Here is a 16,619-nt window from a genome sequence, read left to right as displayed (position 1 = left end):
TTACGAATAATAGTGATAGCGGCACATCAAAATAGTAAGAGCGCTATCCGACACCCCGTAAACCAGACGATCGGTATCGTTGATTCGGCGAGACCAGTATCCGGAAAGATTACCTTTTAGCGGTTCCGGCTTACCCAGGCCATCGAAGGGTTGACGCTTCGCATCTTCAATCAGTTTATTGATTCTGCGAAGCGTTTTCTTATCCTGCTCCTGCCACCACAGGTAATCATCCCAGCCATTATCAGTCCAAATCAGTAGCCTGGTCATCTATCAGATCCCTCTGCGTGGTTTTTCCGGTATTTGCCTGTGCGATTGACTCCATCAGTCGGCTGGCGTTAGCAGGCGAACTCATCAGATGGATGGTTTCCATCATTGAGTTGTAGTGCTGCAGAGACATCACTACCGCATCACCCCCGTTGCGACGGCTGATGATGATGGTCTCCACATTGTCATTCACGTCGTCCAACACATCTTTGAGTCGACTTCGTGCTTCGGTAAACGTCACAACCTGCATATTTCCTCCTGTACAAGTTACGGTACAAGTATATCGATGAAGTGACTATTTATCAATCAACGTGCCTTAACCTTCCCTGCCACCAGCAGTGCCGTCAGCAGCATCAGCGTACCGGAAATCACCAGCGGCGACGTCAGCCCCAGATGGTCGAGCGCCACGCCGCCAATGGCCGCGCCGCAGGTGTTCGCCAGCTGGATCACCGCCACCTGAATCGAACCGGCTTTTTCCGCCTGATCGGCCAGCGTGCGTGTGATCCACGTCGACCAGCCCACCGGCACCAGGGCAAAGGCAAAGCCCCAGATAATCGCGATGGCAGACGCCACCCACTTATCGCTGCCCCACAGCACCAGTACCGCCGCGCTCGCTGCCAGCACCAGCGGCGCACCCGCCAGCGCCACCTTCAGGGAGCGTTTCAGGAACTGAGACGACAGCGAGGTGCCGACAAAGCTGGCGATACCGAAGCTCAGCAGCACCAGCGTCAGGCCGTCCACGTCAAAGCCCGCCATGGTCATAAACACCGGGCGGATGTAGGTAAAGAAGGCAAACTGCCCGGCAAAGGACATAAAGATGGCGGTCATCCCCGCCAGCACGCCGGGGCGCTTCAGCAGCGCGAACATGTTCTGTTTGTGGTGCGCCGCTTCGCCCGGCAGCGACGGTAGCGCTTTCCACACCCAAATGATGCAGAGCAGGCCCATCACCGCCGCCGCGTTGAAGACGTTACGCCAGCCGATAATCCCGCCGAGGAAGCTGCCGAGCGGCGCGGCAATCACCAGCGCGATAGAGACCGCACCGAAGATAACGGAAAGCGCTTTTGGCACCGTACGCGCGGGCACCAGGCGCATGGTGAGCGAGGCCGACATCGCCCAGAAGCCGCCGAGCCCCAGCCCCAGACAGGCGCGACCGAGCAGCAGCAGGGTGAAGCTTTCAGCAAAGGAGACCAGCAGGCAGGAGAGCGTCAGCAGCACGCTGAACAGGATGACCACCCTGCGACGGTCGATAGTGCCAATCACCTGGGTGATAAACAGGCTGGCGAACATCGCCACAAACGCGGTGACGGTAACGGACTGCCCCGCCACGCCTTCGGAAATGCCCAGATCCTGCGCCATCGGCGTCAGCAAGCTCACCGGCAGAAACTCAACGGTAATCAGGCAGGCGACGCAGAATGCCACGGCGAAAACGGCCGACCAGTTGGGGCGTGAAACCTCTTTGGTCTGCGGTCTGGTCGTGGGCTGGATATGTTCTGTCATGGCGTCACCTGAAGATAAAAACGTGCGGAAAAGTCGCGCAGTTTATCATCAAAAGTGTGACGAATTTAACGTTTAGACAACTTTTGTGATTTTTAGAGGGGATCAGTGCAGGTAAAACACGCCCTCTTCCGGCAGGAAGAGCTGGTTGTAGCGCAGCTGGAAGGCGTTTAGCTCCTGCGGATCGGGCTCCATCTCGCGCATAAAACCGAGCGCCAGACGAATTTGCGCATCGGTGATCGGCGCGGCCAGGCGGGCTTTACGCAGCATGCGGTGCCAGGTGTGCAGGTTCTCTTCGCTACCGTCGACAATACAGACCTGCCAGATCAGCAGCACCTGCGCCGCGTTTTGCAGATGCGCCTCATCAGGGCGCTCAAGGTAGCGGATAAACTCATTGCCGGAGGATTTACCAAACTGGTCGATCATCGACTCGACCGGCATCGGGGTGATCCCCAGACGCTCGCTTAAACGTTTGATGGCGCGGCGGGAATCTGAGGTCAGGACGCGAAATCCCACCACAAACACCACGGCAAGCGTTGCCAGCATTATCCAGACCATGCGTTCTCCTTTGACTAGCCGCTCATCATAGCGGGAAACGCAGCGCCTCGACAGCGGGTGGCACCATAATAGTGAGCGGAAAAGATGTTGAAGAATTGGGAGAGGAGGAGTTAACGCCGTCGGGGTCAATATAAAAAAGCCCGGCATCACACACCGGGCAAAGAAGTTACCTGCACACTCAGGCTGTTTTTAATTTCTGCGCACGATTTTCACGGCGAATCTTACGTTCTTCCAGCACCGCGACCATCGCCATCAGGACGATACAGCCGATGGCCGCCGCATCCAGCGCCGCGAAGGTGCCCGCCCAGCCAGTGAGGCCGAAAATCGGCGTGCCGTCGGCGATCATCCCCAGGCCCAGCTTGGCGAAGCTGTCGCCGATCAGGTAGGCGAAGGTGCCTTTAATCCCATCGGCGGCGCCGATCGCTTTTTTCGGGACGAAGCCCACTGCCGCTACACCGATCAGCAGCTGAGGACCAAACACCAGGAAGCCGAGCGCGAACAGGGACGCCAGATAAACGTACTGGTTGCTGGCATGCTGGTAGACGCCAAGTGTGGCGATAATCAGCGCCAGCGCGACGCAGGCCACCAGCGCGCGACGGCCGTTGGCAAGATCCGAAAGCCAGCCCCACAGCAGCGTGCCGACCAGGGCGCCCACTTCGAACAGAGTGAAGCCCTGAATCGCCACTTCTTTAGATAGCTTCAGCTCCTGGAAGGCATACACGGTCGACCACTGATCGATGCCGATACGCACCACGTACAGGAAGATGTTTGAGAAGCACAGCAGCCAGATCACTTTGTTTTTCAGCACGTACTCAACAAAGATCTGCCATTTGGACATCTCGTTTTCTTCGGTCTCTTTGTCCTCTTCGCTGATCTCCTCGCCGAACAGCTCTTCGGCTTTGCCGAGGCCGTAAGATTCCGGGGAGTCGCTGCCGTAGCGCAGGCCGATAAAGCCGACGATCAGGGCGATAATCGACGGGAAGATAAACATGCCGATCACGTGGCCGTCGAACAGGTAGTTTGCGCCAAACAGCGCCACGCCAGCCGCACCCGCCCCGCCGAGGTTGTGGGAGATGTTCCACATGCCGAGGTACGAACCCCGCTTGCGGCGCGGCGTCCATTTGGTGATGGTGGAGTAGCTGCACGACCCGCCGGTACTCTGGAAGAAACCGCTCAGGGCGTAGAAGGCGATCATAAGGAACAGGCTGACAGACCCTGCGCCCATGCTAGCGCTGAAGCCGAGCATACAGATGGCGGAGAGGATCAGCATAAACGGCAGGAACTGCTTGGTGTTTTTGCCGTCCGCGTAGTAGGAAACGACGGTTTTACCCACGCCGTAGGTGATGGAGAAGCCCAGGCCAATCATCCCCAGCTGCGTCATGCTCAGCCCGTAGGTGGAGATCATGTCGTTCTGCGCGATGTTAAAGTTTTTGCGGATCAGGTACATGGTCAGGTAGCCGATGAAGACCACCAGATAGGACTGCATGAACGGTTTGAACCACATCTTGCGCCGCACGTCGAGCGGCAGATCCAGGGTCGGCTTGCGCACCTGATTTAAGAAGGCCAGCATGACTGAGTTACTCCTGAGCTGATTTTTGCAGCATTGTAAAAATCAGCCGGGAGAGATGCCTGAGACAGCGTCCAGGTAAAACCGGGAAAATTTCCTAGATTTGCGCCATTCGGGGCGAAAAGGTGAGGCGCATCACGCTTCGCTCACCTCGCGCGGCGCCTGCGCGTGCAGGAAGGGAAGCAGCAGCAGCGCGGAGATCCCCGCCGCGATGGCGATCACCGCGAAGAAACCGCTCCAGTGCCAGACGTCGATCACCCGTGCCAGCGGCCAGCCGGAGAGCGATGCGCCGAGGTAGGCAAACAGCCCGACAAAGCCCGTCGCCGCGCCTGCCGCCTCTTTGTGGGAACACTCCGCCGCCGCCATGCCGATCAGCATCTGCGGGCCAAACACGAAGAAGCCGGTGGTGAAGAAGCACGCCGCCTGCATCACGTAGCTGGCGAACGGCATCAGCCACAGCGAGCCGACGGAGAGCAAAATCCCGGCGGCGAAAATCAGGTTCATCGGGCCACGGTTGCCGTTGAACAGCTTGTCCGAGCCCCAGCCGGCCACCAGCGCGCCGATAAACCCGCCCAGCTCGAACATCGTCACCGCCGAGTTGGCGGTCACCAGATCCACGCCGAGCGTCTCGGACATGTACAGGTTGCCCCAGTCGTTGATCGCCGCGCGCACCACGTAGACCAGCACGTAGCAGAGCGACAGCAGCCAGATGTACGGGTTTTTCAGCACGTATTTGGTGAGGATCTCCCTGCGGGTCAGCCCCGCGCCCTCCTGCTGCTGGGCAATCTCCATCTCGTCGTGCCGCCAGTCGCCAACCGCAGGCAGGCCGACGGTTTGCGGCCTGTCGCGCAGGCGCCAGCAGAGGAACAGCCCGGCAATTATCGCCAGGCCACCGGCAATCATCATCCCCGCGCGCCAGCCGTAGTGCAGCGCCGCCGCACCTACCACCATCGGGATCAGCGCCCCGCCGACGTTATGCGCGGTGTTCCATATTGCCCACCAGCCGCCGCGCTCGTTGCGCGAATACCAGGCGGTGAGCAGGCGGGCGCAGACCGGCGCGCCCCAGCCCTGGAAAAAGGCGTTCAGCGCCCACAGCAGGGCGAAGGCCCACAGCGAGGTGGAGAAGCCAAACAGAATGTTGACCACGCCGGTGGCGATCAGCCCAACGCCCATAAAATAGCGCGCGTTGGAGCGGTCGCTGACGATGCCGGAGAAGAACTTCGACAGGCCGTAGGTGATGTAAAACAGCGTCGCCAGCAGGCCGATATCGGTGCGCGTCATCACGCCGCTGGCGAGGATTTCCGGCGCGGCGGCGTTAAAACTTTTGCGGGTGAAGTAGAACAGCGCGTAGCCGAGCCAGATGGCCATCAGGATATGGCGACGCCAGTAGCGGTAGCGGGCGTCGATTTCCGCTTTATCGCCAATCGGCGCGGCGCTGGCAGGGGTTTTAAACATAGTAACTCCGTAGCGGCAGGCTGACGCTGACGCGCGTCCCGTGGGTGCAGGAGAGGTTCAGCGTGCCGCCCAGCGCCTTGACGCGCTCCCGCATGCCCGCCAGGCCAAAACCCTGCTGGCCGGAGCCCGGCGGCAGGCCGCAGCCATCGTCTTCAATTATCAGCTTCAGGCTGTCGTCCTGCTGCCAGCCCTGGATCGTGACCGCGCTGGCGCTGGCGTGCTTGACGATGTTGTTCAGCCCTTCCTGACAGACGCGGAACAGCGTCACGCGCTGGCCTTCGCTGAGCGTAGATTCGTTAATGCGCCAGTCGAGATGGCTCACTATTCCGCGGCTTTCCAGCTCCATCTCGCGCATCAGGGAACGCACCGCCTGTTCCAGCGACAGGTCGTCAAGCTGGCGCGGGCGCAGTCGTCCTAACAGGCGACGAACGGAGTCATAGACGCCCAGCGAAAGCTGTTCGATATGCGCCCCGCCCTGCTTCACGCCCGCGTTTTCAGCCGCCAGGCGCTGGACAATGCCCGCCTGAGTGCGGATAGCGGTGATGGTCTGGCCGATATCGTCGTGCAGCTCGCGGGCGACCTCCTGCCGCACGCTCTCTTCGGTTTCCAGCAGACGCTCCGCCAGACGGCGGTTGCGCGCCAGCTCGGTTTGCAGGGACTGGTTCAGCTCGCGCAGGCGCTGAATGCCCGCTCCCAGCAGCAGCCCGGTCAGGCTTTGAGCCAGCAGGGAAAGCAGTAAATCAACAGGGTGATCGTGCCAGGTCTGGCTGGCGATCAGCGCGATGGCGTTCATCAGCGTGGCGATCAGCGCCCCCTGCCAGCCGTAGTGCCAGGCCAGGGCGATAATCGGCAGCGCCAGGCAGAACGGCGTGAAGCGAGAAAGCTCGGCGGGCAGGCCAAGCTGGAGCCACAGGCTCACCACAAACAGCAGCAGATACCAGATGAGGTGCCGGGCGCGCCAGTTCACCGGCTGGGAAACCAGCGCCGGGCCGAGCGGCTGCCAGACGGTGCTGGTGAGATAGTGCCAGATCACGAGGCAGGTTGGCGCCAGCGTCAGGCCGCCGGTCAGGGTCAGCAGCAGGGCGTTGAGCATCTCCTTCTCGCCGACCCACGGAAGCGACTGCAGCAGCGCGGCGGCCATCAGCGCCGCCCCCTGACGCAGCAGCGTGCGCCAGTCGCGCTGGTGGCGGTAGCGGGAGATGAGGGCAACCGGGAGAAGCGTGAGCAGGCTTCCGGTCATCAATAAGGGCAGGTGCGCGAGGGCCACCTCCTGCGCCAGCCAGACCAGCATCAGCCACTCTGCGCCCAGCAAAACGGGCCAGTAGCCGCGCGGGCACTGGAGCATTAGCCCCAGTCGCAGGCCAAAGGGAAAGAGCAGCACCGCCAGCTCAGGACGTTCCACCAGATGCAGGCTGATGCTCCACAGGCAGAACCACGCGGCGGAGAAGATAAAAAAGCTGGCAACGACGGCGATCAGCCGTGAAAAAGCGGAACTCATTGCCAGCTGTCAAACATGCGGCGCGCAAGCTCGACGTCGTTGCTGACGTTGAGTTTTTCCATCAGGTTGGCGCGGTGAACGTGCACGGTTTTCGGGGACAGATCCAGCTCGGCGGCAATCTCTTTTACCGACATGCCCTGCGCGAGTTTTTCCGCAACCTGGCGCTCGCGCCGGGTGAGCGGATCCTGGCGTCCGGCCGCCAGCTTAATGGCGATATCCGGCGTTAAATAGCAGCCGCCGGTGGAGACGGTGCGCACGGCAGCGATCAGTTCGTCGGGGCTACAGCGCTTGGAGAGAAAGCCGCGCGCCCCCGCGTTGAGCGCCTGCTCGACCAGCGCCGGGCTGTCGTGTACCGACAGCATAATCGTCGACATTCCTTTCGGCAGCTGGCTTAGCAGCTCCAGCCCGGAGAGATCCGGCATCGAAATGTCGCAGATACAGACCTGCACCCCGCGCCCCGGCAGGCCCGCCAGCGCCTCGCGACCAGAGCCAAACTCGGCCACAACCTGAAAATCCGGTTCGAGGTTCAGAAGCTGGGCAAATCCGGAGCGGACGATAAGGTGATCGTCTATAAGAGCGATGGTGGTCATGGCGCGTTCCTGGCGGGCGGATAAAAAAACGCGCTTACCTTAGCGATAAGCGCGCGGGTGTTCAAGCAATGAGCGATTTATTCGAAGAATACCGCAATTTTGTTAAACATGGTGGGATCGGACTGATTGCGCGCCACTTTGGTGACATCTTCCAGCTTGTCGATCTGCGCCATCATCTGCTCCAGACGCTGGTCGTCGTTGACCAGCAGCCAGATGCGGCTGTGCTCACTGCCCTGAATCGGCAAACAGAGAATGCCTTCCACGTTAAACGCCCGGCGGGCAAAGAGCCCGCAGACGTGGGTCATTACGCCAGGGTGGTTGCGGACGGTGAGTTCCAGAATGACGTTTTCATGTTGTTTCTGCATGGCTTATTCTCCCACCATCTCAGTATTTGCCGCACCCGGCGGCACCATCGGATACACTTTTTGTTCAGGGTCGATACGGACGTGGATCAGCGCCGGGCCCGGACGAGAAATCGCCGCCTGCAGCGCCGCGTGGGCATCCTCTTCCGCGTTCAGATCGCAGGTGTGCAGGCCAAAGCCAGCGGCAATCTGCATAAAGTTAATCATCCCCGGATAGGTCGCCGCAAACACGCCCTGCTTGTAGAACAGGCTCTGCTGCTGGTGCACCAGCCCCAGCGCCTCGTTGTTCATCAGAATGATTTTCACGTCTAACTGGTTTTCGGCCGCGGTCGCCATTTCCTGAATGTTCATCATCAGGCTGCCGTCACCGGAGAAGCAGATGACCTTGCGGTCCGGGTTGGCGAGCGCTGCACCGACCGCCGCAGGCAGGCCGAAGCCCATGGTGCCCAGACCGCCGGAGGTCAGCCACTGGCGCGGACGGTTCAGCGGGTAGGCCTGGGCGGTCCACATCTGATGCTGGCCGACGTCGGTGGTGATAATCGCGCTGTCGTCCACGCAGGCGGCAACGGCGTTGATAAGACCATAGTGGCTCAGCGGATCGCCTTCGGTTGGGATGGCACCCGGGAACTCGCGCTGCAGATCGGCCACCAGCTGGCGCCAGTCGGCGCGATTGGTCGCGTCGGTTTGCGGGATCAGCTGCGCCAGCACCTCGGCCACGTCGCCCTGAATCGCCACGTGCGGCTGTTTGATTTTGCCGAGCTCGGCGCGATCGATATCCACGTGAATGATTTTCGCATTCGGGCAGAACTGCTCGGTTTTGCCAATCGCCCGGTCATCAAAACGCGCGCCCATAACAATCAGCAAATCCGCCTCCTGCAGGATGTAGTTGGTGCTGCGCGCGCCGTGCATCCCCAGCATGCCCAGGGACAGCGGGTGCGCTTTTGGCAGCATGCCGAGCGCCATCAGGGTCATGGTAGTCGGCAGGTTGGCTTTTTCTGCAAACTCGCGGATTTCATCTGCGGCGTTAATCGCCCCGCCACCCAGATAGAGCACCGGGCGTTTGGCGGCGTTAATCATGGCGGCAGCGTCGCGCACGCTCTCAGCGCTGAATTCCGGCGCGGGGGCTCGCTCGCCCGGCTCCGGCAGAACGTCGATCTCGATCTCTGCGGTCTGGACATCCTTAGGAATGTCTATCCACACCGGGCCCGGGCGGCCGGACTGCGCAATGCGGAACGCATCGCTGATAACCTGAGGAAGCTCGCTGATATCGCGAACTAAATAGTTATGTTTGGTGATGGGGATAGAGATGCCGTAGGTATCCACTTCCTGGAACGCATCGGTGCCGATCATCGAGGACGGTACCTGGCCGGTGATGCAGATCAGCGGAATGGAGTCGAGGCGCGCGTCGGCGATGGCGGTCACCAGGTTGGTTGCGCCCGGCCCGCTGCAGGCCATACAGACCGCCGGTTTGCCCTGCGTACGCGCCATGCCCTGAGCGATAAAGCCTGCCCCCTGCTCGTGGCGCGCCAGCACGTGGCGGATCTGCGTGCTTTGGCTTAACGCATCGTACAGCGGCAGCACCGTGCCGCCGGGGATGCCCGCAACCGTGGTAATGCCCTGTCGCTCCAGCAGATGAACGATCAGCTGCGCGCCGGTAAAACGCGTCTTGGTGGATGTTGTGCCCGAACTTGCCATGCTCCAGTCCTTTTCTTCTGGGCCGACGTTCCGGGGAGGGTCCTAAACGAAAAACCCCGCCCGGTTTGCGCCGGCGGGGTTTTGGATTCGTGTGTTGATCCAGTCCCTACGGCGCATTGCCGACGACCACCACCACACGCACGACGACCACTGCGGCTGGTTGCGCAGTTTTTAGTAGGGTCGAAGTGAAGATGGATGAAGTCATTGGGGACCTGTGTTTGGAATCATTGATGGAATTTATACAAACACAGGTTTTCGGGCGTGACAATGGAAAAATATTCATCTGCGCAAAAATGCGTCAGGGATCACGTTTCGTTTGTTGAGAGATGAAAACAAAAAACCCCGCCGGAGCGAGGTTTTTATCAGGGTTTTGCGGTTGGTCGCCGCAGAACACACTGTGTTACGTCAACGCAAAAAAGTATACGCGATCGAAGACGAACGCGCAATTGAGGCACGGATTTTGACGTTTTTGAGTATGGATCGCCATCCAGATTTTGTCCACAAAATACTGTTCATACGTACAGTATTTATCTATACTGAGGGTGTTCGCAGTGAGCGAGGGGGCCGCAGTTCTAACGGCGCAACGAAGTCCTGGCTGAAACGGGTGGTGCCGTCAGTGCCTTAACCCTCTGAAGTGAGCACACTGTGTTACGTCAATCCAGGTGCTGGCAACAGGCGGCGGAAAGGTACGCCAGCATCGTGCTCCTTTTAACCAAAAGGAGACGCGTATGAGCGTAGTGGATATGGTGATACTTATCCTCAAACTCATTGTTGCTGTACTGCAACTGCTTGATGCTGTCCTGAAATTCGTTCGGTAATTCAGGTTCAAGTCGCACCTGAGAGGGGCGGGCAACCGCCCCTCTTTAATAACGAGGGAATGCTATGTCGCGTCTGTTAATTGAGCCTGTCACGCCAGACGAGCCGGGGTATATCGCCCTGAAGGCGGAAAGTATTGCACTGAATTTCAATATGCTGCGCAGGCTCGAAGAGAGCTGGCAGCGGGGTGAGAACCTCTTTAACGCGCCGGGCGAAAAGCTGTTAGGCGCGTTTCTCAACGGCAAGCTGGTCGGCGTGTGCGGTCTGAATCGCGATCCGTTCAGCCAGCGGCCGCGCGCCGGACGTATTCGCCATCTCTATGTCAGCGAGAAGTGCCGCGGGCTGGGAATTGGCAAGCAGCTTTTGACCGTGGTGATGGCCGATGCCAGCATCTGGTTTGATTTCCTGAATACCCACGCGCCGGAGAGCGCGTACGGCTTCTATCGCCAGGCGGGTTTTACGCTGGTTTCGGACGAACCGCGGGTGACGCACCGCCTTTTTTGTGCCGTGTAGCCGGCTGGCAGCTTCAGGGCGTGAATGTTACAGTTGAGTGACAATTCACCACCCGATACGCCATGACCATCACCGTATTCTGCATTTTGCTCTTCGCCGCGCTGCTGCATGCCAGCTGGAACGCCATCGTTAAGGCCGGAACGGACAAGCTCTATTCCGCAATAAGCGTCAGCGGATCCGCCACGGTTATCGCTCTGGTCTTACTGCCGTTTTCCCCACAGCCATCTGCAGCAAGCTGGCCGTTTTTGATCGTCTCCTGCGCCTTACAGGTTGTGTACACCGTGCTGGTAGCGAAGACCTATCAGGTCTCCGATATGAGCCAGACCTATCCGCTGATGCGCGGCACCGCCCCGCTGCTGGTGGCGCTGATCGGCGTGCTGGCGCTCGGCGATCGTCTCTCGTGGCTCGCCTGGTCCGGTATCGGAGTAATTTGCCTGTCGATTCTGGCGATGGCGATGCATGGCCGCATACGGTCACGCAAAGGGATCGGGCTGGCGCTGCTGAACGCCTGCTTTATTGCCGGGTATACGCTGGTGGACGGCACCGGCGTGCGGCTGTCGGACACCGCGCTGGGCTACACGCTGTGGACCTTCTTTATGAACGGCTTCTGCCTGTTGAGTTGGGCGATGGTGGCGCGTCGGCGCGAGGCGTCCAGCTACCTGCGCCTGCACTGGAAAAAGGGGCTGCTCGGCGGGGTGGGCACCATGGGATCTTACGGTCTGGCGCTTTGGGCCATGACGCAGGCACCGCTGGCGGTGGTCGCGGCGCTGCGTGAAACCTCGATTCTTTTCGGGGCGCTGATCGCGTTTGTCCTTTTAAAAGAGAAGGTTGCGGGCCTGCGTATCGCGGCGGCGCTGGGTATTGCCGGCGGCGCTATTCTGCTGCGCATGGCGTAAATCACTGGCAACATTAGTTGCCGATCTTGTTTACAAATCCTGCCTTTACCGGTTTTTTCATTCACCACGACAATGCTTAAATTGTCATCTCTCTGTGGTAGATTCCTCGCGCATTTATGGGAATGCGCAGTCACTTATTCTTCATTTTTCTCTTTTGGCAAAAGTATTCAGCGACATGAAAAAACAAAGGAACGTTAACTTATTGTTGATGCTGGTGTTACTGGTGGCCGTCGGTCAGATGGCGCAAACCATCTACATTCCGGCGATTGCCGACATGGCAAAGGAATTGAACGTCCGCGAGGGCGCGGTGCAGAGCGTGATGGCAGCCTACCTGCTGACCTATGGCGTTTCGCAGCTCTTCTACGGCCCGCTGTCTGACCGCGTCGGGCGTCGCCCGGTGATCCTGGTGGGCATGAGCATTTTCATGGTGGCGACGGTGATTGCCATTACCACGCACAGCCTGACCGTATTGATTGCCGCCAGCGCCCTGCAGGGCGTCGGGACCGGCGTCGGTGGGGTGATGGCGCGAACCTTACCGCGCGATATGTATCAGGGCACCCAGCTCCGTCATGCCAACAGCTTGTTGAATATGGGAATTCTGGTCAGCCCGCTTCTCGCCCCGCTGATTGGCGGCCTGCTGGACACGATGTGGTCCTGGCGCGCCTGCTACGCCTTCCTGCTGGTTCTGTGCGTGATTGTCACCTTCAGCATGGCGCGCTGGATGCCGGAAACGCGCCCGCAGGACGCACCGCGCACGAAGCTCATCACCAGCTATAAAACGCTGTTTGGCAACGGGTCGTTTACCTGCTACCTGCTGATGCTGATCGGCGGCCTGGCGGGCATTGCGGTGTTCGAAGCCTGCTCCGGCGTGCTGCTGGGCGCGGGGCTGGGCCTGAGCAGCATGGTCGTGAGTATTCTGTTTATTCTGCCGATCCCGGCGGCGTTCTTCGGCGCGTGGTTTGCCGGACGCCCGAACAAACGCTTCTCCACCCTGATGTGGCAGTCGGTGATCAGCTGCCTGCTGGCGGGTCTGATGATGTGGATACCGGGGCTGTTTGGCGTGATGACGGTCTGGACGCTGCTCATCCCGGCAGCGCTGTTCTTCTTCGGCGCGGGGATGCTGTTCCCGCTGGCGACCAGCGGCGCGATGGAGCCGTTCCCGTTCCTCGCAGGCACGGCTGGCGCGCTGGTGGGCGGTTTGCAGAATATCGGCTCCGGCGCGCTGGCCTGGCTCTCTGCGATGATGCCGCAGACCGGGCAGGCTAGTTTGGGCCTGCTGATGACGCTGATGGGGCTGCTGATTTTACTGTGCTGGCTGCCGCTGGCGTCGCGTGTTCCGCATCACGAGCAGCCGGTTTAACCGCATGATGGCCTGGCTTCTCGCCGGGCTTTTCACAGACGGGCGCAATCATCGCCTGCAACAACGGCTCCGGCGCGGGCCGCCAGGCCCCCTCTTCCCCGTCGTAAAACTGGAAATCCGCGTTCAGCGCATACGGGATTTTCGCCTTTTGCAGCTCGCAGGCCATAAAGGTGGAGAACGCCATTTGCGAAGCGGTTGGCGTGAGGTGGTTTGACTCTCCCACGCCCCAGCCCCCGACCCAGCTAACGTGCCCGGTTTTTTGCTGCCAGCGCAGCGCGGTATTGATGCGATTATGGATAGCCGCTTTCTCCGCCGCCGTGCCGGACGTCCACGGGTATTTACCGCTATTTTTCAGCGGCCCCCACGGGAAAATATGCCACTCCGCCAGCAGGTAGTTTTGACTGTGCGCGGGCAGCTTCAGGCTGGATAAATCCTCCGGGGCGGCGCGCAGGCGTGGCGCAACAAAGATCATGCGCTGCGGGTCCATGTCGTGGATCGCTTTAATGGTTTTTTCATACACGCGGTTTAGCGACGCGAGGTTGTGGTTAAGCTTGTCGGCCGGCTCATAGATGAGATCAAAACCCAACAGCGGGTAGCTCTGACCGAAATAGTGCGCCACGGCAATCCACCAGTTGATCGTCTCTTTCTCGTTATCGGCTTTCGGGTCGTTTTTATATTCATCAGCCTGATAAGCGATAATCGGGATCACGCCATACTGCTCGCAGGCTTCTACCAGCTTGCGCAGGTGAATTAGCCGCGCTTCCGTCGGCTCATCGGCGACGCGAATGCGCACGTGGGTAATGCCTTTTGCACGAAAATCGCGTACCACCAGCGGGTCGAATTCGCGTATGCCGCGCTCGGTGCGCGCCCAGTCCACATCCATCCCGACGCCCAGCTGCTGCGCATAACGGGCAGCCGTCAGCGGCGGCTCAGCGGCAATCGCCCAGCCGGAAGAGATCAGTAATGCACAGGCAATAAAAGGCTTTAACACGGTTTACCCTGGATAAATCGAAAGCATTACCTGTATTTAGCACGCTTTTTCACATTTGGTGTAGAGCGAAAGCGTAATAATTCTTCAACCTGCCAGTTCTTTCAGCCAGCCGATAAAGGCGTCTATTTTCGGCCACTGCCGGCCAGAAAGCGTCGAGATATAGTAGTGCTGATGGCATTTCAGGGTCTTTTCACCAAACGGGGCGATCAGCTCGCCCCGTTCGAGCCTCTTCTGCACCAGCCGCTTTCTGCCCATCGCGACGCCGACGTGGTTGATGGCCGCAATAATCGCTAAATCGGAACGATCGAAACCAATGCCCGACGATGACGGCATATTCACCGCAAAGTGTTGCGCCCAGCTCAGCCACTCATCCGTCCCGGAATCGTTGCTCCAGGCCTGACGGTCGTGCAGCAGCGTGCAGTGGCTGAGGTTATCGGGGTTTTTCAGCAGTTCATGCTCGCGGGCATACTGCGGTGAGCAGACGGGCAAAATCTCCTCGTCCATCAGGAAGTGATGAGAGAGATGGTTTGGCGGCGTATCGTCGAAATAGAGCGCCAGATCGACGCCCGTTCGCTGCATATTGACGTAATCATTGCCGGTCAGGATGGTGAGTGAAATCGACGGATAGCGGCGGGTAAAGTCCCCCAGCATGGGCACCAGCCAGCACTGGGCGATCGACGGGCGGGAGTAAACCGTCAGCGTGCCGGAGAGCGCCTGGTTTTTGATATCCAGGATCTCCTGATTCAGGGTATCGAGGGACGATTTCAGCGTCCAGTAAACGCGCTTTCCCTCCTGCGTCAGCTCGACTTTACGGTGCGAGCGGACGAACAGCTGAATACCCAGCTCCTCTTCCAGCAGGTTGATGCGGTGGCTCACCGCGCTGGGGCTGAGCGACAGCTCCTCCGCCGCCAGGGCGAAGGACTCATGCCGGGCGGCCACTTCAAAGGTGTACATTTTCGACAGCTGCCAGCCGTTTAACAGCCGGTTTCTGGCTTCATTTGCATCGGTCATCACAATTCTCGCGAGGGTTTTCTGCGCTCAGCATACCGTTCAAGGGTGAATTTATGTGAACCTAATACGAATTAAGTGCGCTTTTTAGAGCGCAGTCACTCAGTTGATCCAATCTGGCTCACCTGAACGCCAATTTATATCGTTTGTCAGCCCACGCCGTTTTTTCGTCCAATACCCACAGATGACATAAGGGTGAGGTGAGATATGGGATCTCAGGTCTGGGTTGTGGCAACGCTGCTGGTCAGCATTGTGTTGATTGTTTTAACCATCGTAAAACTGAAGTTTCACCCGTTCCTCGCGCTGCTGCTGGCGAGCTTTTTCGTCGGCGCGATGATGGGGATGAGCCCGCTGGATATGGTGAACGCCATCGAGAGCGGAATTGGCGGTACGCTGGGCTTCCTGGCGGCGGTGATTGGTCTGGGCACCATTCTCGGCAAGTTGATGGAAGTCTCGGGCGCGGCAGAGCGCATCGGGATCGCACTGCAGCGCTGCCGCTGGCTGTCGGCGGACGTGATTATGGTGCTGGTAGGCCTTATCTGCGGCATTACGCTGTTTGTGGAAGTGGGCGTGGTACTGCTGATCCCGCTGGCGTTTTCCATCGCCAAAAAGACCAACACGTCGCTGCTCAAGCTGGCCATTCCGCTCTGCACCGCGCTGATGGCGGTGCACTGCGTGGTGCCGCCGCATCCGGCCGCGCTGTTTGTGACCAATAAATTAGGCGCGGACGTCGGAACGGTCATTGTTTACGGTTTGATGGTGGGCCTGATGGCCTCGCTGGTCGGCGGCCCGCTGTTCCTGAAACTGCTCGGCAACCGTCTGCCGTTTAAACCGGTTCCGGCGGAATTTTCAGACCTGAAGGTGCGGGAAGAGCACACCCTGCCGTCGCTGGGCACCACGCTGTTCACGGTGCTGCTGCCGATTGCCCTGATGCTGGTGAAAACCATTGCCGAGCTGAATATGGCAAAAGAAGGCACGCTGTATACGCTGCTGGAGTTTATCGGCAACCCGATCACCGCCATGTTTATCGCCGTGTTTGTCGCCTACTACCTGCTGGGGATCCGCCAGCATATGGGCATGGGCACGATGCTGACGCATACCGAGCACGGCTTCGGCTCTATCGCCAACATTTTGCTGATTATCGGCGCGGGCGGCGCGTTTAACGCCATCCTGAAAACCAGCGGACTGGCGGACTCGCTGGCGCATATTCTCTCGAACCTGCACATGCACCCTATCCTGCTCGCCTGGCTGGTGGCGCTGGTGCTGCATGCCGCCGTCGGCTCCGCGACGGTGGCGATGATGGGCGCCACGGCGATAGTCGCGCCGATGCTGCCGCTCTACCCGAACGTGAGCCCGGAGATCATTACCATTGCCATCGGTTCCGGTGCCATTGGCTGCACGATCGTGACCGATTCTCTCTTCTGGCTGGTGAAGCAATACTGCGGCGCTACCCTGAACGAGACCTTCAAATACTATACGACGGCGACGTTTATCGCCTCGGTGCTTGCACTTGGCGGCACATTCCTGCTTTCCTTCATTATCTGAGCGCGAA

At 59.5% G+C, this 16,619-nt stretch carries 18 protein-coding genes; 5 read left to right on the top strand and 13 right to left on the bottom strand.

Translation table 11 applies throughout. From position 1 onward, the window contains the following. From INF68_RS15095 to ivbL, 11 genes are all read right to left on the bottom strand, one after another. Entirely contained in the window at positions 1-267 is a 267-nt protein-coding gene (locus tag INF68_RS15095) for a Txe/YoeB family addiction module toxin (protein WP_041911701.1), read from the bottom strand. Then, the gene (locus tag INF68_RS15090) at positions 242-514 is read right to left on the bottom strand and encodes a type II toxin-antitoxin system Phd/YefM family antitoxin (RefSeq protein ID WP_126786523.1); all 273 of its coding nucleotides are present in this window, start codon (positions 512-514) and stop codon (positions 242-244) included. The genes INF68_RS15095 and INF68_RS15090 overlap by 26 nt, the downstream gene beginning before the upstream one ends. Positions 515-570: 56 nt before the next feature. Beyond that, a complete protein-coding gene (gene nepI / locus INF68_RS15085; RefSeq protein WP_109845929.1) occupies positions 571-1,761 on the bottom strand; it encodes a purine ribonucleoside efflux pump NepI in 1,191 nt (396 codons plus the stop codon). 102 nt (positions 1,762-1,863) lie between these two features. After that, positions 1,864-2,316, bottom strand: coding sequence for a DUF1198 domain-containing protein (locus INF68_RS15080; protein ID WP_126786524.1), 453 nt, complete (start codon positions 2,314-2,316; stop codon positions 1,864-1,866). 178 nt (positions 2,317-2,494) lie between these two features. After that, positions 2,495-3,886 carry a hexose-6-phosphate:phosphate antiporter gene (gene uhpT, locus INF68_RS15075; RefSeq protein WP_023309834.1) on the bottom strand — a complete coding sequence of 464 codons (1,392 nt, stop codon included), beginning with the start codon at positions 3,884-3,886 and terminating at the stop codon, positions 2,495-2,497. Between the two features lie 132 nt (positions 3,887-4,018). Next, on the bottom strand, positions 4,019-5,338 hold the full coding sequence (locus tag INF68_RS15070; RefSeq protein ID WP_126786525.1) for an MFS transporter: 1,320 nt from the start codon (positions 5,336-5,338) through the stop codon (positions 4,019-4,021). Beyond that, positions 5,331-6,836, bottom strand: coding sequence for a signal transduction histidine-protein kinase/phosphatase UhpB (gene uhpB, locus INF68_RS15065; RefSeq protein ID WP_126786526.1), 1,506 nt, complete (start codon positions 6,834-6,836; stop codon positions 5,331-5,333). Before uhpB ends, INF68_RS15070 begins: the two co-directional genes overlap by 8 nt. Then, the gene (gene uhpA, locus INF68_RS15060; RefSeq protein ID WP_119936437.1) at positions 6,833-7,426 is read right to left on the bottom strand and encodes a transcriptional regulator UhpA; all 594 of its coding nucleotides are present in this window, start codon (positions 7,424-7,426) and stop codon (positions 6,833-6,835) included. The genes uhpB and uhpA overlap by 4 nt, the downstream gene beginning before the upstream one ends. Positions 7,427-7,503: 77 nt before the next feature. Further along, the gene (gene ilvN, locus INF68_RS15055; RefSeq protein WP_006808802.1) at positions 7,504-7,791 is read right to left on the bottom strand and encodes an acetolactate synthase small subunit; all 288 of its coding nucleotides are present in this window, start codon (positions 7,789-7,791) and stop codon (positions 7,504-7,506) included. Positions 7,792-7,794: 3 nt separating this feature from the next. Next, positions 7,795-9,483, bottom strand: coding sequence for an acetolactate synthase large subunit (ilvB, locus tag INF68_RS15050; RefSeq protein WP_109845931.1), 1,689 nt, complete (start codon positions 9,481-9,483; stop codon positions 7,795-7,797). A 106-nt stretch (positions 9,484-9,589) separates the two neighbouring features. Further along, entirely contained in the window at positions 9,590-9,688 is a 99-nt protein-coding gene (ivbL, locus tag INF68_RS15045) for an ilvB operon leader peptide IvbL (RefSeq protein ID WP_057979964.1), read from the bottom strand. A gap of 523 nt (positions 9,689-10,211) precedes the next feature. Here ivbL and tisB point away from each other — a divergent pair. The 4 genes from tisB to emrD all read left to right on the top strand — a co-directional run bounded on the left by tisB (position 10,212) and on the right by emrD (position 13,068). Further along, on the top strand, positions 10,212-10,301 hold the full coding sequence (gene tisB / locus INF68_RS23515; RefSeq protein ID WP_008500146.1) for a type I toxin-antitoxin system toxin TisB: 90 nt from the start codon (positions 10,212-10,214) through the stop codon (positions 10,299-10,301). 64 nt (positions 10,302-10,365) lie between these two features. Next, positions 10,366-10,812: a GNAT family N-acetyltransferase gene (locus tag INF68_RS15035; protein ID WP_126786527.1), complete on the top strand. Its 447-nt coding sequence runs from the start codon at positions 10,366-10,368 to the stop codon at positions 10,810-10,812. 62 nt (positions 10,813-10,874) lie between these two features. Beyond that, the gene (locus tag INF68_RS15030) at positions 10,875-11,708 is read left to right on the top strand and encodes an EamA family transporter (protein ID WP_109845933.1); all 834 of its coding nucleotides are present in this window, start codon (positions 10,875-10,877) and stop codon (positions 11,706-11,708) included. Between the two features lie 175 nt (positions 11,709-11,883). Then, positions 11,884-13,068 (top strand): multidrug efflux MFS transporter EmrD, encoded by a 1,185-nt coding sequence (gene emrD / locus INF68_RS15025; protein WP_029741426.1) that lies wholly within the window; start codon positions 11,884-11,886, stop codon positions 13,066-13,068. On the opposite strand, the gene INF68_RS15020 is transcribed toward emrD, so the two are convergent. Then, positions 12,971-14,059 (bottom strand): cellulase family glycosylhydrolase, encoded by a 1,089-nt coding sequence (locus tag INF68_RS15020; RefSeq protein ID WP_023309826.1) that lies wholly within the window; start codon positions 14,057-14,059, stop codon positions 12,971-12,973. The genes emrD and INF68_RS15020 overlap by 98 nt on opposite strands. 84 nt (positions 14,060-14,143) lie before the next feature. Then, positions 14,144-15,070, bottom strand: coding sequence for a DNA-binding transcriptional regulator DsdC (gene dsdC, locus INF68_RS15015; RefSeq protein WP_126786528.1), 927 nt, complete (start codon positions 15,068-15,070; stop codon positions 14,144-14,146). A 204-nt stretch (positions 15,071-15,274) separates the two neighbouring features. Between dsdC and dsdX the strand changes: the two genes are divergently transcribed. Then, the gene (gene dsdX / locus INF68_RS15010) at positions 15,275-16,612 is read left to right on the top strand and encodes a D-serine transporter DsdX (RefSeq protein ID WP_126786529.1); all 1,338 of its coding nucleotides are present in this window, start codon (positions 15,275-15,277) and stop codon (positions 16,610-16,612) included. The last annotated feature ends 7 nt before the right edge of the window (positions 16,613-16,619 follow it).

The sequence above is a fragment of the Enterobacter cloacae complex sp. P16RS2 genome, from assembly GCF_014982155.1.
Lineage (GTDB): Bacteria > Pseudomonadota > Gammaproteobacteria > Enterobacterales > Enterobacteriaceae > Enterobacter > Enterobacter cloacae_M.
The sequence above is the reverse complement of the archived record's forward strand: the minus strand, read 5'-3'. Positions and strand labels throughout refer to the sequence as shown.